The organism is Salipiger sp. PrR007 (genome assembly GCF_010499845.1).
Lineage (GTDB): Bacteria > Pseudomonadota > Alphaproteobacteria > Rhodobacterales > Rhodobacteraceae > Salipiger > Salipiger pacificus_A.
Map to the genome: position 1 here is coordinate 64,342 of NZ_JAAGOZ010000013.1, position 23,513 is coordinate 87,854.

The 23,513-nt window shown below is 65.6% G+C and carries 20 protein-coding genes; 14 read left to right on the plus strand and 6 right to left on the minus strand.

Annotated features, from left to right (window positions below):
• Nucleotides 1-89: 89 nt before the first annotated feature.
• Complete coding sequence (gene ytfQ, locus G0Q01_RS04895; protein WP_108968223.1) at nt 90-1,043, minus strand: galactofuranose ABC transporter, galactofuranose-binding protein YtfQ; 954 nt, start codon at nt 1,041-1,043, stop codon at nt 90-92.
• A gap of 253 nt (nt 1,044-1,296) precedes the next feature.
• Nucleotides 1,297-1,998, minus strand: a complete 702-nt coding sequence (locus G0Q01_RS04900; RefSeq protein WP_108968221.1) for a hypothetical protein — start codon at nt 1,996-1,998, stop codon at nt 1,297-1,299.
• Nucleotides 1,999-2,372: 374 nt separating this feature from the next.
• On the opposite strand from G0Q01_RS04900, the gene G0Q01_RS04905 reads away from it, so the two are divergent.
• Together G0Q01_RS04905 and G0Q01_RS04910 are read left to right on the plus strand one after the other, a co-directional pair.
• The gene (locus tag G0Q01_RS04905; RefSeq protein WP_095883792.1) at nt 2,373-3,683 is read left to right on the plus strand and encodes an AAA family ATPase; all 1,311 of its coding nucleotides are present in this window, start codon (nt 2,373-2,375) and stop codon (nt 3,681-3,683) included.
• Nucleotides 3,680-4,732, plus strand: coding sequence for a ParB N-terminal domain-containing protein (locus G0Q01_RS04910; RefSeq protein WP_108968219.1), 1,053 nt, complete (start codon nt 3,680-3,682; stop codon nt 4,730-4,732). Before G0Q01_RS04905 ends, G0Q01_RS04910 begins: the two co-directional genes overlap by 4 nt.
• Before the next feature lie 634 nt (nt 4,733-5,366).
• Here G0Q01_RS04910 and rhaI read toward each other — a convergent pair.
• Both rhaI and G0Q01_RS04920 read right to left on the minus strand, forming a co-directional pair.
• Nucleotides 5,367-6,641, minus strand: coding sequence for an L-rhamnose catabolism isomerase (gene rhaI / locus G0Q01_RS04915; protein WP_164193762.1), 1,275 nt, complete (start codon nt 6,639-6,641; stop codon nt 5,367-5,369).
• Between the two features lie 76 nt (nt 6,642-6,717).
• Nucleotides 6,718-8,817, minus strand: a complete 2,100-nt coding sequence (locus G0Q01_RS04920; protein WP_164193767.1) for a bifunctional rhamnulose-1-phosphate aldolase/short-chain dehydrogenase — start codon at nt 8,815-8,817, stop codon at nt 6,718-6,720.
• Nucleotides 8,818-9,003: 186 nt separating this feature from the next.
• On the opposite strand from G0Q01_RS04920, the gene G0Q01_RS04925 reads away from it, so the two are divergent.
• The 8 genes from G0Q01_RS04925 to G0Q01_RS04960 all read left to right on the plus strand — a co-directional run bounded on the left by G0Q01_RS04925 (nt 9,004) and on the right by G0Q01_RS04960 (nt 17,317).
• On the plus strand, nt 9,004-9,804 hold the full coding sequence (locus G0Q01_RS04925) for a DeoR/GlpR family DNA-binding transcription regulator (protein WP_108968214.1): 801 nt from the start codon (nt 9,004-9,006) through the stop codon (nt 9,802-9,804).
• Between the two features lie 46 nt (nt 9,805-9,850).
• Entirely contained in the window at nt 9,851-10,849 is a 999-nt protein-coding gene (gene rhaS / locus G0Q01_RS04930) for a rhamnose ABC transporter substrate-binding protein (protein WP_164193772.1), read from the plus strand.
• A 72-nt stretch (nt 10,850-10,921) separates the two neighbouring features.
• Nucleotides 10,922-12,466 (plus strand): sugar ABC transporter ATP-binding protein, encoded by a 1,545-nt coding sequence (locus tag G0Q01_RS04935; RefSeq protein ID WP_164193913.1) that lies wholly within the window; start codon nt 10,922-10,924, stop codon nt 12,464-12,466.
• Nucleotides 12,467-12,581: 115 nt separating this feature from the next.
• Nucleotides 12,582-13,562 carry an ABC transporter permease gene (locus tag G0Q01_RS04940; RefSeq protein ID WP_164193775.1) on the plus strand — a complete coding sequence of 327 codons (981 nt, stop codon included), beginning with the start codon at nt 12,582-12,584 and terminating at the stop codon, nt 13,560-13,562.
• The gene (locus G0Q01_RS04945; RefSeq protein WP_164193778.1) at nt 13,559-14,560 is read left to right on the plus strand and encodes an ABC transporter permease; all 1,002 of its coding nucleotides are present in this window, start codon (nt 13,559-13,561) and stop codon (nt 14,558-14,560) included. The genes G0Q01_RS04940 and G0Q01_RS04945 overlap by 4 nt, the downstream gene beginning before the upstream one ends.
• Nucleotides 14,560-14,874, plus strand: coding sequence for an L-rhamnose mutarotase (gene rhaM / locus G0Q01_RS04950; RefSeq protein WP_164193781.1), 315 nt, complete (start codon nt 14,560-14,562; stop codon nt 14,872-14,874). Before G0Q01_RS04945 ends, rhaM begins: the two co-directional genes overlap by 1 nt.
• 7 nt (nt 14,875-14,881) lie before the next feature.
• Complete coding sequence (locus tag G0Q01_RS04955; RefSeq protein ID WP_164213050.1) at nt 14,882-16,297, plus strand: FGGY-family carbohydrate kinase; 1,416 nt, start codon at nt 14,882-14,884, stop codon at nt 16,295-16,297.
• Nucleotides 16,298-16,363: 66 nt separating this feature from the next.
• Entirely contained in the window at nt 16,364-17,317 is a 954-nt protein-coding gene (locus G0Q01_RS04960; protein WP_164213051.1) for a 3-hydroxyacyl-CoA dehydrogenase NAD-binding domain-containing protein, read from the plus strand.
• A gap of 93 nt (nt 17,318-17,410) precedes the next feature.
• Here the strand turns inward: G0Q01_RS04960 and G0Q01_RS04965 are convergent, their stop codons facing one another.
• Nucleotides 17,411-17,839 (minus strand): Lrp/AsnC family transcriptional regulator, encoded by a 429-nt coding sequence (locus G0Q01_RS04965; RefSeq protein WP_108968200.1) that lies wholly within the window; start codon nt 17,837-17,839, stop codon nt 17,411-17,413.
• Between the two features lie 120 nt (nt 17,840-17,959).
• Between G0Q01_RS04965 and rocF the strand changes: the two genes are divergently transcribed.
• Nucleotides 17,960-18,886, plus strand: a complete 927-nt coding sequence (gene rocF, locus G0Q01_RS04970; protein WP_164193790.1) for an arginase — start codon at nt 17,960-17,962, stop codon at nt 18,884-18,886.
• Entirely contained in the window at nt 18,886-19,950 is a 1,065-nt protein-coding gene (locus G0Q01_RS04975) for an ornithine cyclodeaminase (RefSeq protein WP_370526680.1), read from the plus strand. Before rocF ends, G0Q01_RS04975 begins: the two co-directional genes overlap by 1 nt.
• Before the next feature lie 42 nt (nt 19,951-19,992).
• Here the strand turns inward: G0Q01_RS04975 and G0Q01_RS04980 are convergent, their stop codons facing one another.
• Nucleotides 19,993-20,655 carry a TetR/AcrR family transcriptional regulator gene (locus G0Q01_RS04980; RefSeq protein ID WP_164193793.1) on the minus strand — a complete coding sequence of 221 codons (663 nt, stop codon included), beginning with the start codon at nt 20,653-20,655 and terminating at the stop codon, nt 19,993-19,995.
• Nucleotides 20,656-20,792: 137 nt separating this feature from the next.
• Here G0Q01_RS04980 and G0Q01_RS04985 point away from each other — a divergent pair, with 137 nt between their 5' ends.
• Together G0Q01_RS04985 and G0Q01_RS04990 are read left to right on the plus strand one after the other, a co-directional pair.
• Nucleotides 20,793-21,950, plus strand: a complete 1,158-nt coding sequence (locus G0Q01_RS04985) for an HlyD family secretion protein (RefSeq protein WP_164193797.1) — start codon at nt 20,793-20,795, stop codon at nt 21,948-21,950.
• Complete coding sequence (locus G0Q01_RS04990; RefSeq protein WP_108968194.1) at nt 21,947-23,512, plus strand: DHA2 family efflux MFS transporter permease subunit; 1,566 nt, start codon at nt 21,947-21,949, stop codon at nt 23,510-23,512. Before G0Q01_RS04985 ends, G0Q01_RS04990 begins: the two co-directional genes overlap by 4 nt.
• Nucleotide 23,513: the final 1 nt, after the last annotated feature.

Sequence of the window (23,513 nt, forward strand, 5' to 3'; positions counted from 1 at the left end):
GAAGTCCCCTCCCCTAGACAGGGTTGTGCGCCTCCCGGACCCCCTCCGGAAGGCGCGTTCGGCAGGGGTCCTGCCCCCGCCGCGCAGCGTCAGTATCCGAGATTCTTCTTGCTCTCGTAAATGGCCGCATTGTCGTCGTCGCTCGTGTAGAGCTTGGACTCGGTCTGGATCCACTTCGGCGGCATGGTGCCGTCCTTCCAGTAGGCTTCCAACACGTCGAAGGCCGGGCCTGCCATGTTCGGCGTCAGCTCGACCGTCGCATTGGCCTCGCCGGCCTGCATGGCAAGGTGGATGTCCGGCACCGAGTCGATCGACACGATCTTGATGTCCTCGCCCGGCTTCAGCCCGGCTTCCTTGATCGCCTGGATGGCGCCCACCGCCATGTCGTCGTTATGCGCATAGAGCGCGCAGATGTTCTCGCCGCCCTCGGACTTGAGGAAGCTCTCCATGACCACCTTGCCCTGCGCGCGGGTGAAATCGCCGGTCTGGCTGCGGGTGATCTTGAGATTGGGCGCATCGGCGATGGCCTCTTCGAAGCCCTTCTTGCGCGAGATCGCGGGCGACGAGCCTGTGGTGCCCTGAAGCTCCACGATCGGGCATTCCTCACCGGCGACGGCGTCCTTGAGCCAATTGCCGGCCACCATGCCCTCGTGCACCTGGTCCGAGGTCACAGCGGTCATGTAGAGATCTTCCGGCGCATCGATGTTGCGGTCGAGAAGGATCACCGGGATATCGGCGTCCTTGGCCTCTTCGAGCACGTCCTCCCAGCCGGTGGCGACCACGGGCGCGAGCAGGATCGCGTCGACCCCCTGCGCGACGAAGCCGCGGATCGCCTTGATCTGGTTCTCCTGCTTCTGCTGCGCGTCGGCGAATTTCAGGTCGTACCCACGCTCCTCGGCCTGTTGCTTGGTGACCGTGGTCTCGGCGGCGCGCCAGCCGGATTCGGATCCGATCTGCGAAAAGCCGATGGTTTCGCCCTCGGCCATGGCGGCGGCGGGCACAAGGATAGCGGCGCTTGCGAGCAAGCTCTTAAGAATGTTCATGATGTCCTCCCATGGACCTCTCCTCAGGTCCTTGGAATATTAAGTATTACTTTATTACTATTGTAAAGCGCCCTGTGTGGGTGACCGAAAGGAGCTTTATTTATCAGTGGGTTGAGAAGATGCCGCAGGGGCATCTTGGATGCGGGGGCGCGACTCGGGGAAGACCGGACGCGCGCGACGGGCGCCGAGAGAAGCGAGGCCCCACCCCCGAGACACCTGGCCCTGGAAGACAGCGCCTCGACACGCCTTGAGGTCAGCCGGTGATCTCGATGCGGCGCAGGCCGTGAAACTCCTGCGCGGCCATGCCCTGCAGCGGGCGCAGGTGGTGGGTGAGCACGTATTGCGCCGCAAAGGCCGAGGGCGCCTTGAGCATCAGCAGCCCCTGCTCGAACTCGTCGAAGACGAGCCCCGAGAACCAGCTGCGGTGCAACCCGGGATCGCTCTGCGCCAGCCGTGCCAGCGTGCGCGACCAGGGGCCGCTGTCGGCGCTCGGCGCAGGGGTTTCCGCCGCACGGGCACCGAAATCGACGCGGACAACCTTTTCCCCAGTGGCGGCAGGCTCGGGGTGCTGGACCTCCATGCGGGCAGAGAAATCGGGGCCGACGTTCTCCCAATGCGGCGCCGAAAGCCGGTAGACCTCGGAATAATTGAGCCGGTAGGCCGCCACCCTGCCCCGCACGCCGGGCCTGAGCTGGAGCAGGATTTCGGTTTTTGTCAGGCGTTTGATCTCACGTTTCACCGTCCGCTCATCGACCGACCAGAGCCGCGCCATCTCGCGCTGGCCGACTGTCAGCTCGTCGTTTCGCCAGTTGTAGCGCGCCGTGACAAGCGCCACGAGGCGCAGCATCGAGGTCTGGAATCCCGGTGATCCGTTCAGCCCGGCAAGGGCCAAGGCCGTCAACAGGTCATATTTCTGGGATCCTGCCTGAGGTCCCGTAAATCGTTTGAAGTCCATGTTCGTCTGCTCTGCCGCCGCTTCGGGTCCGGCTTCATTGGCCGATTCCCCATTGGCTTCGAGACTGCTCGATTTTCCCGTCGTTTGTCAATGTGGACAAAAAAGCGGGACCGGAACCCTTATCCAAATTTATTTGGAAAAAATCGGTTTATTGGTAATGGGTGACAGGCATGGTGACACCATTATGGGGGGGGATTGTCACCTTATCCACCATTTTGGCCCCAGAGCTGTCACCGAGTCCACGCCTTGGACGGTGCAGAAATCCCGTAATCCTGAAAATCTTCGCCAAAATACGAGAAATGCGAACTCTGGGTTTTGCCCTTTCCGCAATTCGCGTTATTGAAGGGACAGTATCAGAAAACACGAGCAGGCTCATGAGAGATCATTCCGACCTTCAATCCATGAACGAACGCAGCCTTGCGCAGCAGGCTGCGGTGCGCCGCGCGACCTTCTCCCCGGCCGAGGAGAAGATCCTGCGCCCCTTCTCCATCTGGGAGATCAGCCACTTCATGTTCGATGTGCCCGCGGACACGCTGCGCAAGAAGCTGGCCGACGACCCCTCGTTGCCGCAGGGCACCGTAGAAGAGGACGGGCGCCAGCGCTGGTTCTCGCTGCAGGAGATCAACGAGCTGCGCCGGCGCCTGCGCTTCCGGGGCAAGCCGCTCCTGCCCCACCGCCCCGGCGGCCGGGCGATGCGCGTTGCGGTCTCCAACTTCAAGGGCGGCGTCGGCAAGACCGTTGTGGCCCAGCACCTGGCCAACGCAGCGGCGCTCGACGGCTACCGCGTGCTGGTGATCGACTTCGACCCGCAGGCCACGATGACCCACTCCATGGGGCTCACCGAGGTCAAGGAATGGAACACGGTCTGGGGCATCATGTGCCGCGACCTCTGCCGCGAGGCAGACCGTATCGCCGCGGCCTATGACGATCCGGCCGACTGCCCCTACCCCACCGCCGACGAGCTGCCCGAGGACGTGCAGTCGATCGGCGCGCAGCGCATCCAGGACTTCATCCAGAAGACCGCCTGGCCGACCATCGACATCATCCCTTCCTGTGCCAACGCCGCCTTCGTCGAGTTCGCATCGGCGCAGTACCGCGCCATGCACAAGGCCTGGAGCTTCTTCGGCTGCGTGTCGCGCTACCTCGACGAGCTGCCCGAGGATCAATACGACCTCATCATCTTCGACTGCCCGCCGGCCATCGGCTACCAGTCGCTGAACGCAGCCTTCGCCGCCGACATCCTCTATATCCCGTCGGGCCCCGGCTACTGGGAATATGACTCGACCACCAGCTTCCTCGGCCAGCTCGGCGACGCGCTCGAGGATATTTCGGACGGCTTCGCCAAGGTCGCCGAGGATGCCGGCATCCGTCTGCCCAAGCGCTTCGACGACGTGCGCCTCCTGATGACCCGCTTCGAGCAGTCCAACCCGCTTCACGTCGCGATGATGGATGCCTTCCGCAACGTGTTCGGCGCCGACGTCTGCAAGCACGCCATCGAGATGACCCGCGCGGTCGAACAGTCCGGCCGCTTCCAGCAGTCGGTCTACGAGCAGGACTATCGGCAAATGACCCGCGAGACCTGGAAGCGGGCGCGCCAGAGCTTCGACTCGGCCTACGACGAATTCAAGGAAGTGGTGCTGCGCGCCTGGGAAGCGAAGAACGCCAAGGAAGAGGTTGAAGCATGAGCAGCAAGAACAAGTTCGGCTTCGGCCCGATCGAGACCGCAGAGGTCAAGCCGCGCCGCCGCGACGTGGGCCCGATGGGGGCCGCGGTGCGTGAGGCGGCCAGCAGCATGACCGAGAGCACCGAGAACCTCGTGGAGCAGCGGCGCCAGAACGCGACCGATGCCAAGGCTTTCCGCCTTGCGCAGGAAGAAGGCCGCGTGCTGGTCGCGATCCCGCTCGAAGACATCCGCACCGACGATCTTCCGCGCGACCGCCTCGACCTCACCGGCGTGGCGACCTCGGACGAGATGGAGGAACTCAAGGCCTCGATCCGCGAGCGCGGCCAGAAGGAGCCGATTGAGGTCTACCGCACCGAGAACGGCTACCAGCTGAAAAAGGGGTGGCGCCGGATCACCGCTCTGGAACAGCTTCTCACAGAGACCGGCGACGCCCGTTTCGCCAAGGCGGTCGCGCGCGTGGCGGAAGAGGCGGGCACGCGGATCGATCTCTACATCGACATGGTCGAGGAGAACGTGATCCGCGAGGACCTGAGCTTTGCCGAGATGGCGCAGGTCGCGATCACCGCAGCGCAGGATTCCGGCCTCGACGGCATGGGCGCCGAGGAACTCGTCGGGCGCATCTACGCTTCGCTGCACAAGATGAAGCGCTCCTATATCCGAAGCTTTGTCTATCTGCTCGAGCAGCTCGACGAGGCACTGCCGTATCCCAAGTCGGTCTCGCGGAACCTCGGCGTCGACGTGGCGCGCAAATTGCAGGCGGCGCCGGAGCGGGTAGGGGCGCTGCGCAGCGTTTTGTCCACCGTGAGTTCGGCCGAAGAACAGGCAGAGATCCTGAAGAAGTTCGTGCAAAGCGCCGAGCGGGCCGAGGCGAAGTCCCAGGACACGCCGCGGCAGCGCAGCGTGAAGTACGAATTCCATGTCGGGCTGTCGAAAGTCACCGCGCGAAAGGGCGAGTGCCGCATCCTGTCGGAGATCGATTTCTCCTCCGTGGACCGCAAGCGGTTGCAGCGCGCAGTCGAGGCATTCGAGGCGGCACTGCGCGACGGGTAACCCATGGGTTACGGGGTTGGGAGTGGTAACCCGACCCGAAAACAAAGGGGATGAGAGGCCGGTAACCCATGGGTTACCGGCCTTTTGCTTGGGAGGGTCCACGTCAGCATTGGCGGCCATCTCGGGGCGATGACGCGCGCTTCTGGTGCTCCCGTGTGGCGTGAGATGCCACTGCCCAAATCAAAGGTATGTTCGGCACGATCCACCGGGAGGCGCTCCCCGGACGAGTGCAGAGCGACTCTGGGTAACCCATGGGTTACCCAGAGTCGTTCTGCCAAGACCGCGCAAGTGCCGCAGCATCGGCCGGGCCTTCGTCGCAGGATGCGCAATTTCAGCGTGACTTGGTGGGAATCAGCGCAGACGCCGGGGCAGGGGACCAGCGGGTTTCACCAAGCTGAACGCGTTGCGGTGTCCATGCCAGAGCCACGCGACGCGGATTCAGAAAGCTGATGATCGGGTGCGTGCCAAAATCCGGATTTTTGAGGGTGATTCGGCCGGATTTGCCTCCGAATCAGGGGTTTAGGCGCGAAAATCTGGCGCGACTCTGCTCTAACTGCATGACTCAGAACGAAAAATCCCGACAGATTTCGCTGCCGGGACGGGAAATTTGCTTCAGAAGCGGGGTTTTTCCGGATCAGACGATCCCGCCCCCCGCACCACAGACTTCGGGCCGCTCCGCGGAGACCCTCGCGCGGTAGTTCGACGCCCGGTAGGTCGCAACGGGATCGATTGCCCCGCCGGCCTCGAGGCGGGCCATGCCGAGGATCGGCTCCACGTCGACCCGGTAGGCGGCCTTCAGCGTCGCGGCGGCCATCAGCGCGTCATTCTCTTCCTGGAAGCCTTTCAGAGCGGCGCGGTCCACCAGCAACGCCTGCGCATAGGCGCGGCGGACCTCGTTGGCCGAGGAGACAAGGCTCTCTATCGGGTCGGTGACGTTGTGCGACTGGTCGAGCATATGGGCGGGCGCAAAGCCCTCCTTGCCCTCGGCCGCGACCAACTCGTTGAACACGAGGAACAGCCGGAACGGGTCGATGCTCCCGGTGTCGAGATCGTCGTCGCCATACTTGCTGTCATTGAAGTGGAAGCCGCCAAGTTTGCCGAACTGGATCAGCCGGGCGACGATCATCTCGATATTGGTGTTCGGCGCATGGTGGCCAAGATCGACAAGGCAGAAGGCGCGCTCACCGAGTTCCCTGGCGATGAGATAGTTCGTGCCCCAGTCCTGCACGACGGTGGAATAGAAGGCGGGTTCGAACATCTTGTGCTCGGAAAACAGCCGCCAGTCCTCGGGCAGACCCTTGTAGATCTCCTGCATCGCCGAGAGATAGCGCTCGAACTGGGCCGTCAGATCGGTCTGACCAGGGAAGTTCGACCCATCACCGATCCAGACCGTCAGAGCCTTTGACCCCAGTTTCGAGCCGATTTCGATGCATTCGAGATTGTGTTCGATGGCCTGTGCCCGCACCGCGGCGTCGGTGTGCGACAAAGAGCCGAACTTATAGCTGAGGTTTTGGCCAGGCTGGTCCTGGAAGGTGTTGGAGTTCATGGCATCGAACCCCAAGCCCAGCGAGGCGGCCTTTTCAAGCAGCGCATCAGGGTCCTGCTTGTCCCAGGGGATGTGCAACGAGACGGTGGGCGTGGCCGCGGTCAGCTGGTGGATCACGCCGCAGTCGTCGAGCTTGTCGAAGATGTCGCGCGGCTCGCCGCCACCGGGGAACCGGGCAAAGCGCGTCCCTCCGGTGCCCACGCCCCAACTCGGCACGGCCACGCCATAGGCGGCGACTTTGCGCGTGATAGTGTCGATATCGACGCCGCGGCGGGCGAGCTGCGCGCCCAGGGCCTCATAGTCGTAGGTGAGCGCCTCGGCGCGCTCCGCGTTCTGCGCGGCGATGAGATCGTTGTCGATCATGAAATCCTCCCGTGCCGCCTCTCCCGGGCGGCGTGAAAAAGGCGGCGCGGGATCCCCGTGCCGCCGAATTAGAGACTTATCGCGTGAAGGCTTCCTTGTTGCCCGCATCGACGTTGAGGATATTGCCTGTCGACTTGGCCGAAAGGTCCGAGGCCAGGAAATAAGCGGCTTCGGCAATGTCCTCGGGCAGCACAGACCGCTTCAGCATCGAGCGGTTGCGGTACATTTCCTCGAGGCCCGCCTTGTCGGTGTCGTAGGTCGAGGCGCGCTGGTCGAGCCATTCTCCCTCCCAGATGCGCGAGCCGCGCAGCACCGCGTCGGGGTTCACCACGTTCACCCGGATGCCGAGCTCGGCGCCTTCCAGCGCAAGGCAGCGCGCCAGGTGCAGCTCCGACGCCTTGGCGGTGCAATAGGCCGAGGCATTGGGCGAGGCCGCGAGGCCGTTCTTCGACCCTATAAAGACGATGGAGCCACCCAGACCCTGCTTGCGCAGCAGCCCGAATGCCTCGCGCGAGACAAGGAAGTAGCCGGTTGAGAGGATGTCCATGTTGCGGCTCCAGAGCGCCAGAGTGGTCTCTTCGACGGGCGCTGAGGAGGCGATCCCCGCGTTCGAGACAAGAACATCGACTCCGCCGAACTCTACGGCAGTCTCTGAATAGGCTCTGGCAACCGCGTCCTCTTGCGTCACGTCGACCGCCACCGCGCGCACGACATCGCTGGAATAGACACTGGAAAGTCGCTTCTGCACATTTTCCGCTGCCGCAAGGTCGATATCGGCCAGCACCACGCAGGCGCCCTCGCGCAGCAGTCGCTCTGCGGTGGCGGCGCCGATGCCACCGCCGCCGCCCGTAACCAGCGCCACGCGACCGGCCAGCGACTTCGGTTTCGGCATGCGCTGCAGCTTCGCTTCTTCCAGCAGCCAGTACTCGATGTCGAAGGCTTCCTGCTCGGGCAGGCCCTGATAGGCACTGACCGCCGAGGCGCCGCGCATCACGTTGATGGCGTTCACGTAGAACTCGCCCGAGATGCGGGCCGTCGCCTTGTCCTTGGCAAAAGTGATCATGCCGACGCCGGGAACGAGATAAACCACCGCGTTAGGGTCGCGCAGGGCAGGGGAGCCAGGTCGCTTGCAGCGGGCGTAATAGGCGGCGTAGCTGTCGCGGTAGGCTTCGACCTGGGCGGGGAGGCCGGCCAGTACGGAGTCCAGATCCGCTTTGTCAGGGTCGAAATCCACCACCAGCGGCGCGATCTTGGTGCGCAGGAAGTGATCCGGGCAGGAGGTGCCCATCGGGGCCAGCGTCTCGAGCGCGTTCGAGTTGACGAAGTCCAGCACCGCCTCCTGGTCGTCGAAATGGCCGACCATGTGCTGGTTGCCCGACACCAAGCCGCGGATCGCCGGCATCAGCGCCGCCGCCACCTCGCGCCGCGCCTCGGGGGCAAGGCTCTGCAGCTTGGCGCCGCCGAAGGCGGGCACGCCCTCGGTCTTCGCGTCAAGCCAGGCGATGGCCTCGTTGATGATGTCTATGGTGGTGGCGTAGCAGCTCTCGGCGGTGTCGCCCCAGGTAAAGAGCCCGTGGCTTTCCAGCACGACGCCGTCCGCCTCGGGGTTCTCGAGGCAGAATTGCTCGAGCCAGAGACCCAGCTCATAGCCGGGGCGCTTCCAGGGCAGCCACCCGATGCGGTCCCCGAAAATCTCCCGGGTCAGAGCCTTTGAGTCCTTCGAGGCGGCGATGGCGATGATCGCGTCGGCGTGCATGTGGTCCACATGGGCGCGGGGCACGTAGGCGTGCAGGGGCGTGTCGATCGAGGCGGCGCGCGGGTTCAGGTTGAAGGTACAATGCGGCAGGTAGCCGACCATCTCGTCCTCGAACTTGACCCCGCGGTAGACCCCTTTCAAAGCCCGCAGCTTGTCCATGTAGAGGGTCGAAAACCCATCGAGCTTCATCGAGCCGACGTCGCCGCCCGAGCCCTTCACCCAGAGCACCTCGACCTGCTCGCCGGTGAGCGGGTCGTGCTCCATGACCTTGGCCGAGGTGTTGCCGCCGCCGTAGTTGGTGATTCGCTTGTCCGACCCCAGAAGGTTGGACCGGTAGAGCAGCTTCTCGGGCTCGCTCATCCCCGCAGCCTTGCCGCTATCCCACAGATTTTGCAGGCGGTCCTTGGGCTTTGCCAGCATGGTGATCCTCCGTTGTCGCGGTCCGATATGGCCGCCTCCTCGCCCAGAAAGCTGCGGCTCGGCCTGCGATCTGTCAACCAGAAACGATCAAAAACAATCATGCGGCGACGCAGCATGATTGAAGATGAAAAATGATGATTGACTTGAGAGGGGATTCGTCCAATCTGAACCGAACGGGAGGACCAGATGCACGAAACGGAACGCCACAGGATCATACTTTCCGCCGTCCAGGAGCGGCCGATCGTGACGGTGTCGGAACTTGTGTCGCTGACCGGCACCTCCGAGGCGACGATCCGCCGCGACATCGCCACGCTGCACGCCGCCAAGCGCCTGCGCCGGGTGCGCGGCGGCGCCGAGGCGCTGACCCCGCCGCCGCTGCCGGGGCTGGCCGGGCGGCCCTTCGCGGTCAACCAGTCGATCAACATCGACCAGAAGCAGGCCATCGCCCGCGAGGCCGTCGCGCTCTGCGACGACGGCGAGGCGATCATCATCAACGGCGGCACCACGACCTTTCAGATGGTGCACCCGCTGGCCAACCGCCGGCTGCAGGTCCTGACCAACAGCTTTCCGATCGCCGAGCACCTGCTGAAGAACTCCAAGAACACGGTGATGCTGCCCGGCGGCGCGCTCTACCGCGAGCAGAACATCATCCTGTCGCCCTTCGCGAGCGACATGACGCGCCACTATTACGCCAAGCGCATGTTCATGGGCGCCCATGCGCTGGGGCCGATCGGCCTGATGGAGGCCGACCCGCTGCTCATTCAGGCCGAGGAAAAGCTGATCGATCAGGCCGACGAGCTGGTGGTGCTCGTGGACAGCTCGAAGTTCGACAACCGCTCGAGCCTGGTGCTCTGCCCGCTCGAGCGCATCGACATCGTCATCACCGACGAAGGGATTTCCGACCGCACCGCCTCGATGCTGGAGGCAGCCGAGATCCGGCTGATCGTGGCGCAGACGGGACGGGCGAAAACCGCCGGGGCAGGGTGACCGCACCGCGCGACACGTGAACGCTCATAAATTCAGGGAGGATACCATGGGCATTACGAGACGACTTTTCGGAGGAACCGCGCTGGCCGCGATGCTGCTGGCCGGCGGCGCCGCGCAGGCACAGGACAACGTGCGCATCGCGCTGGTGGTGAAGGCGCTCGGCATTGGCTTTTTCGAAGCCGCCGCCAAGGGCGCCGAGGAAGCCGCCGCCGAGCTGGGCAATGTCGAGGTGATCTACACCGGCCCGACCGACACCACCGCCGAGGGCCAGATCGAAGTGATCAACGCGCTGATCGCGCAGAACGTCGATGCGATCGCCGTCTCGGCCAATGACACCGACGCGCTGGTACCCGCCCTGAAGAAGGCGATGCAGCGCGGCATCACGGTGATTTCCTGGGACAGCGGCGTCGCGCCCGAGGGCCGTCAGATGCACCTCAACCCCTCGTCGAACCCGCTCATCGGCAACATGATCATCAAGCTTGCCGCCGACAACCTGCCCGAGGGTGGCGAGGTCGCGGTGCTTTCGGCCACCACCACCTCGACGAACCAGAACATCTGGATCGAGGAGATGAACAAGGTCATGGGCGACTACCCGGGCATCGAGGTGGTGGGCACGGTCTACGGCGACGATCTGGCGGACAAATCCTACCGCGAGGCGCAGGGCCTGATGCAGACCTACCCCGATCTCGACGCGATCATCGCGCCGACCTCGGTGGGCATCGTCGCCGCCGCCCGCGCCGTCGAGGACGCCGGCAAGGTCGGGCAGGTGAACGTCACCGGTCTCGGCCTGCCGTCCGAGATGGCCGGCGCGATCGAGAGCGGCGCATCGAAGAGCTTCGCCATCTGGAACCCGATCGATCTGGGCTACTCGGCGACCTATCTCGCCTACGAGCTGGCCACCGGCGATGCCGAGGCCGCCCCGGGCGCCGAGATCCCCATGGGCCGCATGGGCACGCTGACCCTCGACGACAACAACGAGGGCGCCATGGCCGACCCCTTCGTCTACGATGAGAGCAACATCGACGAGTTCAAGAGCATCTTCTGATCTTGCTCTGATCCCGGCCCCGGCGCGCCTCTGCGCCGGGCTCCCACCCAAACCCAGACACCGGGGGCCATGATGCAAGTCAGCCTCACCACCCCACCCGTCGCCGCTGCGGCGGGGGATGCCGCGCCCGTGCTGCGGCTCGAGGGGATCACCAAGACATTCCCGGGGGCGAAGGCCCTCGACGGCGTCACGCTCGAGCTTTACCCCGGCCAGGTCACCGCGCTGGTGGGCGAGAACGGCGCCGGCAAGTCGACCATTGTGAAGACGCTGACCGGCATCTACCAGCCCGACGCCGGCACGATCAGCCTTGCCGGGCAGCCGGTGCAGTTCGCCACCGCGCAGGACGCCACCGCCGCGGGGATCACCGCGATCCACCAGGAGACGGTGCTCTTCGACGAGCTTTCCGTCGCCGAGAACATCTTCATCGGCCATGCCCCACGCAGGCGCTTCGGGCTGATCGACTGGCCGAAGATGCGCAGGGACGCGCAGGCTATCCTGTCGCGCATCGATGCCGATCTCGATCCCGACATGCCGCTGCGCGAGCTCGGCATCGCCTCGAAGCACCTCGTGGCCATCGCCCGCGCGCTTTCGGTCGATGCCCGCGTCGTCATCATGGACGAGCCCACCGCCGCGCTGTCGCACAAGGAGATCGAGGAGCTTTACGAGCTGGTCGAGCGGCTGCGCGCCGAGGGCCGCGCCATCCTCTTCATCTCCCACAAGTTCGACGAGATCTTCCGCATCGCCGACCGCTACACCGTCTTCCGCGACGGCCAGCACGTCGGCTCGGGCCTGATCGCCGATGTGGACGAGGCCGAACTGGTGCGCCTGATGGTCGGCCGCGCGGTCGACCAGATCTTCCCGCAGCGTGCCCATAATGTCGGGGATGAGGTGTTGAAGGTGGTCGGCTACGCCCATCCCACCGAGTTCGACGAGATCAACTTCACCCTGCGCCGCGGCGAGATCCTCGGGTTCTACGGGCTGGTCGGGGCAGGGCGCTCCGAGCTCATGCAGGCGCTCTTCGGCGTGACGAAACCCAGCAAGGGCGCGGTGCGCATCGACGGGCAGGTGCGGGTGATCCGCTCTCCCGCCGAGGCTGTGGAAAACGGCATCGTCTACGTCCCCGAGGACCGCGGCCGGCAGGGCGCGGTGATCGGCCTGCCGATCTTCCAGAACGTCACGCTGCCCTCGCTGGCGCAGACCTCGCGCCGGGGCTTCCTGCGCCTCAGCGAGGAATTCGCCCTCGCGCGCACCTATACCGAACGGCTCGACCTGCGCGCCGCGGCGCTCGATCAGGACGTCGGCACCCTCTCGGGCGGCAACCAGCAGAAGGTGGTGATCGCCAAGTGGCTGGCGACGAAACCCAAGGTGATCATCCTCGACGAGCCCACCAAGGGCATCGACATCGGCTCCAAGGCCGCCGTCCATGGCTTCATGGCCGAGCTGGCGGCGCAGGGCCTGTCGGTGATCATGGTCAGCTCCGAGATCCCCGAGGTGCTGGGCATGTCCGACCGGGTGATCGTCATGCGCGAGGGGCTCATCGCCGCCGAGCTGGAGGGTGCGGCGCTCACACCGGAAAACCTCGTCCGCCACGCCGCCGGCATCGGGGCGCAGCCATGATCCGCGCCTCCGGCGCCTGTCCTTCGTCTGGAAAGAAATATCCCGGGGGTGAATTGACCGTCAGGCCAAGAGTGGGCAGCGCCCCCAGCCGCCCACCGGCACAGGGAGCTGCCCGATGAGAACCTTCCTGAAATCGCGCGAGGCGATCCTGTCGGCTGCGATCCTCGCGCTTCTGGCGCTGATCGCCAGTCGGTTCCCGGCCTTCGTCGAGCCCGGAAACCTTGCCCGGGTGTTCACCGACACCTCGCCGCTGATCCTGCTGGCGCTGGGGCAGACGGTGGTGATCCTCACCCGCTGCATCGACCTGTCGGTCGCCGCCAACCTCGCGCTGACCGGCATGGTCTGCGCCATGCTCAACGCCGCCTATCCGGGCGTACCGGTGGCGGTGATCCTGGTCCTCGCGCTCGCCATGGGCGCAGTGATGGGCATGATCAACGGCATCATGGTCTGGAAGCTGAGCATCCCGCCCATCGTGGTGACGCTCGGCACGATGACCATCTACCGGGGCCTCATCTTCGTCCTGTCCGGCGGCGCCTGGGTCAATGCGCATGAGATGAGCGCCGCCTTCACCGGCTTCCCGCGCGCCGATATCCTCGGCCTGCCGGTGCTCGCCTGGATCGCCATCCTCGTCACCGGGCTCTTCTTCATCGGCATCGCCCGCACGCCGCTTGGCCGTGCCTTTTACGCGGTGGGCGGCAACCCGCATGCGGCCGTCTACACCGGCATCGACGTCGGCCGCACGCAGTTCATGGCCTTCACGATCTCCGGCATGCTGGCCGGGCTCACCGGCTATCTCTGGGTCGCCCGCTACTCGGTGGCCTATGTCGACATCGCCGGCGGCTTCGAGCTTGAGGTCGTGGCCGCCTGCGTCATCGGCGGCATCTCGATTGCCGGCGGGGCAGGGACCATCCTCGGCACGCTCTTGGGCGCGCTCTTCCTCGGCATCGTCAAGAACGCCCTGCCGGTGGTCGACATCTCGCCGTTCTGGCAGCTCGCCATCTCTGGCACGGCGATCATCGTCGCGGTGGCCTTCAACAGCCGCTCGGCCCGCAGCAAGGGCCGCATCATTCTCAAGCGCGCGGAGGGCCACGCATGACCGACACCGCCACCCCCCACCAGGCCCCCCGCCACATCCCCGACCGGCTGCAGAGCCCCGGCGCGCGACTGTTGAAGAGCTGGGAGCTGCTGCTCTTCCTCGTCGCCGTGGCGATCTTCATCGCCAACAGCTTCGCCTCGCCCTATTTCCTTAACGCCTGGAACCTCAGCGACGCGACTTTCAACTTCACCGAAAAGGCGATGATCGCCTTCGCCATGGCGCTGCTGATCATCAGCGGCGAGATCGACCTCTCGGTCGCCTCGATCATCGCGCTCTGCTCCACCGCCATGGGGGCCGCCGTGCAATACGGCGCGGGCACGCCCGAGCTGGTGCTAATCGGCCTTGCCACGGGGCTTGCCTGCGGGGCCTTCAACGCCGTGCTGGTGACCCGCATGGGCCTGCCGTCCATCGTGGTGACCATCGGCACGATGAGCCTCTTCCGCGGCATTTCCTACATCGTGCTCGGCGATGGCGCCTACCGCGGCTACCCGGCTGAGTTCGCCTTTTTCGGGCAGGGCTACGTCTTCTGGGTGATCTCCTTCGAGTTTGTACTCTTCGCGCTGCTGGCGGTCCTCTATTACATCCTGCTGCACCGGACCAACTTTGGCCGCATGGTCTATGCCATCGGCAACAATGCCACCGCCGCGACCTTCTCGGGGATCCGGGTGGCGCGGGTGAAGTTCATCCTCTTCCTGCTCACCGGGCTCATGTCGGGCGTCGCGGCGATCTGTCTGACCTCGCGGCTCGGCTCGACGCGCCCGTCCATCGCCTTCGGCTGGGAGCTCGAGGTGGTGACCATGGTCGTGCTCGGCGGCGTGTCGATCCTCGGCGGGTCGGGCTCCATCCCCGGCGTGGTGATCGCCGCCTTCGTCATGGGGCTGGTGACCTTCGGATTGGGTCTGCTCAATGTGCCGGGCATCGTCATGTCGATCTTCATCGGCCTGCTGCTGATCGGGGTGATCGCCCTGCCGCGGCTCTGGGCGATGTGGAGGCGATGATGGAGAAATACGCCTTCCGCATGGAGCTGAACCCCGGCTGCGCCGAAGAGTACAAGCGCCGCCACGATGCGATCTGGCCAGAGCTTGTCGACTTGTTGAAAGACGCCGGCGTCGAGGATTACTCGATCCACCTCGACCCCGAGACGAACCATCTTTTCGGCGTGCTCTGGCGGCGCGAGGATCACGGCATGGACGCCCTGCCGCAGACCGAGGTGATGCAGCGCTGGTGGGCGCATATGGCCGACATCATGCGCACCCAGCCGGATAATGAACCGGTCGCCGTGCCGCTCGTGCCGATGTTTCACATGAAATGAGGCCGTGATGACCAAGCCGCGCGCCCCGAGCCCCCGTCATGTTGCGGTCTGGGACATCGGCAAGACCAACGCCAAGCTTGCCGTTGTCGACATGGCGCGTATGTCCGAGATCGGCGTGCGAACTCTTCCGAACAGGGTTCTTCGTGAGGGGCCCTATCCGCATTACGACATCGCGGGGCTCTGGGCCTTCCTGCTGGACGGGCTCACCGAACTTCAGGCCGAACACGGGATCGACGCGATCAGCATCACCACCCACGGGGCCTCGCTGGTGCTGCTGGACGGGGCAGGGGCGCTGGCCTGCCCGGTGCTGGATTACGAGCACGATGGGCCGGATGCGCTGGCGGCGGCGTACGACGCGATCCGCCCCGATTTCGCGCTGACGGGATCGCCGCGGCTGCCCATGGGGCTGAACGCGGGCGCGCAGCTGCATTGGCTGCTGGAAACCCAGCCCGGCCTGCGCGCGCGGCTCGCGCGGGTGGTGACCTATCCGCAGTATTGGTCGGGGCTGCTCACCGGGTCCTTTGGCTGCGAATACACGTCGCTCGGCTGCCACACCGACCTCTGGCAACCGCGCGAGGGCACCTTCTCTCCGCTGGCCGCGGCGCTCGGGCTCGAGGGGAAGATGGCACCGCTCGCCCATGCGGGTGACGTGGCCGGGAGGCTGCTGCCTCGGATCGCTGCCCGCACCGGCATCGCACCCGAAACCCCGGTTCTTTCCGGCATCCACGACTCCAACGCCTCGCTGCTGCCGCATCTCAAGACGCTGCCACAGCCTTTCGCGGTGGTCTCGACCGGCACATGGGTGATTTCCATGGCGGTCGGCGGCGCGCAGGTGCCGCTCGATCCGGCGCGCGACCTGCTGATCAATGTGAACGCTTTGGGCGGGGCGACGCCCTCGGCGCGCTTCATGGGAGGGCGCGAGTACGAGATGCTGAAGCCCGAGACAGGCCCGTATTCGGAACGGGACCTGCGCGCCGTGCTCGCGCGCAAGGCGATGCTGCTGCCCTCGGTCGAGACCGCCTCGGGGCCGTTCCCCGGCTCGCATGGCGCTTGGACCGAGGCGCTGTCACCCGGAGAGAAATCGGTGGCGCTGGCCTTCTACCTCGGGCTGATGACCGCCGAATGTCTGTCGCTGACCGGGGCCGAGGGGCCGGTGGTTGTCGAGGGGCCCTTTGCCCGCAACGCGTTGCTGCTCGACATGCTGGCCGCGGCGACGGGACGCGTGGTGCTCTGTTCCAACTCGGCCACCGGCACCAGCATCGGCGCGGCGCTCCTGGCGGTGAAGGAGACCCCTCCGAGTGCCCTGAGGGCACATGAGCCGACGTCGGACCCCGCCGCGCTTGCAGATTACGCGGCGGCATGGCGCGCCGCGCTTGCGCCGGAACCGACCAACGGGTCTTTTCCCCGCCACACAAACGGCTAGGGTGCGCGCAAGCGAGGCGGTTTCCGCCCAGCCATGCGCGATTTCCCGAATAAGAGAGGTTTTCCCATGTCCTTCCCGTCCCACCCCCAGACCGTGGCCGTCATCGGCACGGGCACGATCGGCGCCAGTTGGGCGACTCTGTTCCTCGGCGCCGGTCTGACTGTCCGCTCCAGCGATCCCGGCGAGGGTGCCGAGGCCAAGCTGCGCGCCTTTGTCACCGCCGCTTGGCCGTCCCTCGAGGCGCTCGGCCAGACCTCCGGGCGGAGCGCCGAACAGGCGCTCGCTGCGCTGAGCTTCTTCGCCACGCCCGAAGAGGCTGCCACCGGTGCCGATCTGGTGCAGGAGAACGCCCCCGAGCGCATCGAGATCAAGCGCGAGACCTATGCCAAGCTGGAGTCGGTGCTGGCCCCCGATGTGGTCATCGCCTCGTCCACCAGCGGCATCATGCCCAGTGAGTTGCAGGCCGAGATGACCCACCCCGAGCGGCTGGTGGTCGGCCATCCGTTCAACCCGCCGCACCTCGTGCCGCTGGTCGAGGTGGTGCCCGGCAAGCTGACCTCCGACGCCGCGGTCGAGGCGGCGATGGCCTTTTACACGTCGGTGGGCAAGGTGCCGATCAAGCTCAACCGCGAGGTGATCGGCCATATCGCCAACCGCCTTCAGGCCGCCGTGCTGCGCGAATGCGTCTATCTCGCACGCGAGGGCGTCGCATCCATGCAGGACATCGATCTCGCGGCCTCCATGGGGCCGGGCCAGCGGTGGGCCTTCATCGGCCAGGGCAAGATCTTCGCGCTGGCGGGCGGTGTCGGCGGCATGGCGCATTTCCTCGACCACCTCGGCGAGGCGATCGAGACCTGGTGGGACGATCTGGGTGACGCGCGGCTCGACACCGAGACCCGCGCCATGCTGATCGAGGCCTATGGCACGCCGACCGAGGAGAGCTTCGCCCGGGACGTCGCCTTCCGCGACGCGGCGCTGCTGCGCCGGCTCAAGGCGCTGTCGGAGGACGCCGAGAACTGAGAACCCGGAGGACCGCAGGTCCTGCAAGCAAGCGCCGGCCCGTGACCCGGGCCGGCGTTTCCCATTCCGGTACCGCGGCCCAGGGCCGCCGGCTCATCCCCCGACGTGCGACAGCAAGAGGCTGCTCTCGGAGTTCAGCACTCCGGGCACCTCGCGGATCTCGCGCAGCACCCGGTCGAAATTGACGAGGCTGTCGGTCCGTATCTCCACCACCAGATCCCAGGCGCCATTTGTGGCGTGGATGGTCGACACTTCGGGGATCCGTGTCAGCGTGCGGATCACGTTGCGCGACAGCCGCCCCTGCAACTCGACCATGGTGATCGCGCGCACCTCGCCCTCGACGTCCTGATCGGTCTCGATGGTGAACCGCCGGATCCGCCCCTCGGCGACCAGCGCCTCGAGCCGGGCGCGGGCCGTGGTGCGCGAGATGCCGGCCGTCTGGGCAAGCTGGGTGATCGACATGCGCGAGTCGCCGCGCAGGGCGGCGATGATGGCGCGATCGGTGGGCGAAAGCTGGGTCATGCGCGCTATTTGATCTAAGAACTGATCAAAGTGAACAGCGCATATGACGATATGTCCACTTTGAGGAGTGAAATTGCCAAGCGAGCGATGCATCTTTCGCGAAATCCAGATGGAGTGACCATGTCCAGAACCTGTTCCCTTCTCGGCGCCCCGGTGCAGACCGGCGCATCGCAGCCGGGTTGCCTGATGGGCCCCGCCGCCCTGCGCACCGCCGGTCTTGAGCCGACCCTGTCCGATCTCGACTGGCAGGTGACCGACCTTGGCGACCTGACCATCCCGGCGCTGTCCCCGCGGGGACACCACAACGACGCGATACACAACCTCGCTGAAACCATCGCCTGGATCGAGGTGCTGGAAGCCGCGGCCTTTGACGCGGCCCGGGCGCACGACCTGCCGATCTTCATGGGGGGCGATCACTCCATGTCCGCCGGCACCGTCGCCGGCATGGCCCGCTACGCGCAGGGGCAGGGGCGCCCGCTCTTCGTGCTCTGGCTCGATGCCCACCCGGACCTGCATTCGCTGGAGACCACCACCAGCGGCAATCTGCATGGCACGCCGGTCAACTACTTCACCGGCCAGCCGGGCAACGACGCTTACCCGCCGCTCGCCGCCACCGTGCCGACCCAGAACATTTGCATGATGGGCATCCGCTCGGTCGACCGGGCCGAACACAAGCTGATCTCGGAGCAGGGTATCGAGGTGCACGACATGCGCGCCATCGACGAAACCGGCGTGCTGGCGCCGCTGAGGACCTTCCTCGAGAAGGTGCGCGCGGCGAACGGCCTGCTGCACGTCAGCTTCGACGTCGACTTCCTCGAGCCGGGCATCGCGCCAGCCGTCGGCACCACCGTGCCCGGCGGCGCCACCTTCCGCGAGGCGCATCTGATCATGGAGACGCTCGGCGACTCCGGGCTGGTGCGCTCGCTCGACCTCGTCGAGCTCAACCCCTTTCTCGATGAGCGTGGGCGCACGGCGAAGCTGCTGTGCGATCTGACGGCGAGCCTCTTTGGCCGCCGCGTGCTCGACCGCATGACCCGGAGCTTCTGATGATGGCCGTGAAACCTTCGACCCTAAAACCCTCCGAACTGGCCTATGTGCCCTTCGTGTCGGTCGAGAACATGATGAAGCTGGTGCACGCCCATGGCGTGGAGGCCTTCATCACCGGCCTTGCCGCCGTCATCGAGGACGACTTCAAGCGCTGGTCCGAGTTCGACAAGACGCCGCGCGTCGCCAGCCATTCGCAGGACGGGGTGATCGAGCTGATGCCGACGGCGGATGCCGAGAACTATGGCTTCAAATACGTCAACGGCCACCCCAAGAACATGCGCGAAGGCTACCAGACCGTCACTGCCTTCGGCGTGCTCTCGTCCGTGGCCAACGGCTACCCGATCCTACTGACCGAGATGACCCTGCTGACCGCGCTGCGCACGGCGGCAACCTCGGCACTGGTCGGCAAGTACCTCGCGCCCAAGGGCGCCGAGGTCATGGCGATGATCGGCAACGGCGCGCAATGCGAGTTCCAGGCGCTGGCCTTCCGCGCACTTTGCGGGATCAACCGGCTGCGGCTCTACGACATCGACCCGGCGGCGACCGACAAGGCCGATCGGAACCTGAAGGCGCAGGGCTTTGACGTGGTGCGCTGCACCAGTCCGGAAGCGGCGGTGGAGGGCGCGCAGGTGATCACCACCTGCACCGCCGACAAGCAGTACGCGACGATCCTGACCGACAACATGGTCGGCAGCGGTGTGCACATCAACGCCATCGGCGGCGACTGCCCCGGCAAGACCGAACTGCACCGCGACATCCTGCTGCGTTCGGACATCTTCGTGGAATACCCCGAGCAGACCCGCATCGAAGGCGAGATCCAACAGCTCGAGGCGGATTACCCGGTGACCGAGCTCTGGCAGGTCATGCGCGGCGAGGTGCCGGGGCGGCGCGATGCCAAGCAGATCACGCTGTTTGATTCCGTGGGCTTTGCCATCGAGGACTTCTCGGCGCTGCGCTACGTGCATGGGCTGATCGCGGACGGGCAGTTCTGTGAGCAGCTCGATCTGCTGGCCGACCCGGACGATCCCCGCGATCTCTTCGGGATGCTCACCCGCGCCGGCTGAGGCGCCCGCGGACCGAAACCAAGGCGCTCCGCGCGGGGCGCCTTATGCCCTGTAGGCGGCCAGGAACACCCGTACCGCGTCCTTCGCGATGCGGGTGATCTCTTCCTCGGTCGGCGCGTCGGGCCGGCGGCCGAAGAGGCGCGGGCGCCAGGTCAGCGTGGTCGAAAGCTCGATGAATTGCCCGGCGGCCAACTCGGGGTCGGTCACGTTGAGGTTGCCGGCCTCGGTCTCGCTCTGCAGGAAGTCCTCGAGACAGCTCAGGAAATGGCGCGCCCCGGCGTCGTAGAAGCGCATGCCGAGTTCAGGCATCCGCTCGACGACGCTGATCACGATGCGCTGCGCGCGGATGACCTCCTCGGAATTGAGTTGCGTCGACAGGCCGACGGCATAGGCCATCAGCCGGTCTTCGATCGTGCCGGCCTCGGCCAGCCGCGCGAAGATCCCGTCGAAGAAATCGCGGCGCTTGTCCTCGACCAGCGCGACGAAGAGGTCTTCCTTGTTCTCGAAGTAGACATAGAGCGTGCCCTTCGAGACTCCCGCCGCCTTGCAGATGCTGTTCATCGAGGCAGCGTCGAATCCTTGATCGACAAAGACCTGCCACGCGCCGTCGAGGATTTGACGGCGCTTTTCAGGGTCTTCGCCCGCGGCATGGCGGCGCTTTTGCGCGCAGGCCTTGGCCTTTTCCGTGAGTGTGTCGAGTTTCATGCAGCTCATATAATCGAACCAACCGGTTCGATGAAGTCTTGATTTCGCAGCGTCACCCTCCTATGTCGTGTCGAACCGAGCGGTTCGATCAGCGAATCTCTCCTCCCATTTGCATTCGACTCCCCGAAGGTGACCCCATGTCCCGTCATGACCGCATTGAAACCACCGATCCCGCGACCCGTCCGGCCACGCCTCAGCAAGCCACCACTCACGAGACCGCCGAGGCACCGCCGAAGAAGTCCGGGCGCAAGAAGCGCATCCTTGGGGGGATCGCGCTGATCGCGCTGCTGGCGGGCGGTTACGAAGGGTACGGCTGGTGGACCGACGGGCGCTTCATGATCGAGACCGACGACGCCTATGTGCAGGCGGATCTCTCGCTCGTGTCGTCCAAGCTGCAGGGATATGTGGAGGAGATCCCGGTGCAGGCGAACCAGCATGTGAGCAAGGGCGACGTGCTGGTCCGGATCGAGGACGGCGACTACCGCATCGCGCTTGAGCAGAAGCAGGCGCAACTGCCGACGCTCGAGCGGACGCTTGCCCGGATCGACGCCGAGACCGCTGCGGCAGAAGCCAGCGTAAGCCAGGCCGAGGCCGAGCTTTCCGCCGCCGAGGCGGCGCTGCGCAGCGCGCAGACCGCGCTGACCCGGTCCGAAGGGCTGGCTGCGCGCAAGGTGACCTCGCAGGCCGATCTCGATGACGCCACCGAGGCGCTCGAAACCGCCAAGGCCAATCGCGCCGCCGCAGCAGCAGCGATCAAGGGCGCGGAGGCGCAGGTCGAGGTGCTGAAGGCCGAGCGGGCCGAGACCGAGTCCAGCCGCCGCGAGATGGAACTCGACATCGCGCAGGCGGAGCGGAATCTCGATCATACCGTGCTGCGCGCGCCCTTCGACGGCACCGTCGCCAATATCGCCATCGAAGAGGGCGAGCTGGTCAGCGTCGGCGCCCGGCTTGCCGCCGTGGTCCCCGATCACGGGCTCTACGTCGAGGCGAATTTCAAGGAAACCCAGCTGGCTGGCATCCATCCCGGCGAGACCGTCAAGGTCAGCATCGACGCCATGGAGGGCCATGAGGTTGAGGGCCGCGTGGTCTCGGTCGCACCGGCGACCGGCTCGGTCTTCTCCCTATTGCCAGCTGACAATGCCACCGGCAACTTCACCAAGATCGTGCAGCGGGTGCCGGTGCGCATCGAGCTGCCCGAAGGCACGCAGGGCCTGCGCGCCGGCCTCTCGGCAGTGGTGGAGATCGACACGCGCACCGCGCCCGAGGGCACGGAGCTTGCAGGGGTGGTGAAATGAGCACCGAAGCCCAACCTCAGGCCGCAGAACCCGAACTTACGCCGCGCAGGGTCGCGGCGTTTTTCGTCATGGTCTTCGGCATGTTCATGGCGATCCTCGACATTCAGATCGTCTCGGCCTCGCTGCCCGAGATCCAGGCGGGTCTTGGCGCCTCGGCGGATGAGATCAGCTGGGTGCAGACCTCGTATCTGATCGCCGAGGTCATCATGATCCCGCTTTCGGGCCTGCTGGGTCGGATGATGTCGACGCGCTATCTCTTCGCCATCTCGGCGGCGGGATTCACTGCGGCGTCCTTCATGTGCGCCACCTCTGGCTCGATCAACGAGATGATCCTGTGGCGCGCGGTGCAGGGCTTTCTGGGGGGTGGCATGATCCCCTCGGTCTTTGCCGCGGCCTTCACGCTCTTCCCGCCGTCGAAGCGGGCGATCGTTTCGCCGATGATCGGCCTCGTGGCGACGCTTGCCCCCACCGTTGGCCCCACGGTCGGCGGCTATCTCAGCCACGCTATGAGCTGGCACTGGTTGTTCCTCGTCAACGTGCCTGCGGGCATCCTGGTGACCATCGGCGTGCTGACGCTGGTCGATTTCGACAAGCCCGACTGGAAGCTCTTTGACACATTCGACTGGATCGGCCTCGGGGCGCTGGCCTGTTTCCTCGGCGCGATGGAATACGTGCTCGAGGAAGGCCCGGGCAACGACTGGTTCCAGGACGAGATCGTCGCCGCGCTCTTCGTGGTCATGGTGATCGGCGGCATCGTCACCTTCTGGCGCGCCTTCACGCTGAAGAACCCGGTCGTGGACTTCTCGGCCTTTGCCGACACCAACTTCGCGGTCGGCTCGGTGTTCAGCTTCGTGATGGGGATCGGGCTTTACGGGATGACCTATCTCTACCCGCTCTATCTCAGCTCGATCCGCGGCTACGACAGCCTGATGACCGGCGAGACGGTCTTCGTCTCGGGGCTTGCCATGTTCGTCTCGGCGCCGCTTGCCGGGGTCCTGTCGTCGAAGATGGACCTGCGGCTGATGCTGATGATGGGCTTTATCGGCTTCGGGGTGTCGTCCTGGATGCTGACCGGCATGACCGCCGAGTGGGATTTCCAGGAGCTGCTCTGGCCGCAGGTGCTGCGCGGCCTGTCGCTGATGATTTGCATGGTGCCGATCAACAACCTCGCACTTGGCACATTGCCGCCGCAGAAGATGAAGAGCGCCTCGGGGCTCTACAACCTGATGCGCAACCTTGGCGGCGCGGTGGGGCTGGCGCTGATCAACACCGCGCTGACCGATCGCGGAGCGCTGCACACCGCGCGGCTGAAAGAAGCGCTGAGCTGGGACAACCCCGAGGCGCTGCGGCAGCTCGAGATGATGGGGCATAACCTCTCGGCGCAGGGCATCGACGGCGACAAGGGCGCGCTGCAGCAGATGGCCGGGCGGGTGGCCCAGCAGGCGACGGTGATGTCCTTCATCGATGTGTTCCTGCTGATCACCGTGCTCTTTGCCGGGCTCGCGATCATGGCGCTGGCGATGAAGCCCCCGGCCAAGGGGGCAGGGGCGGCGGCGCACTGAG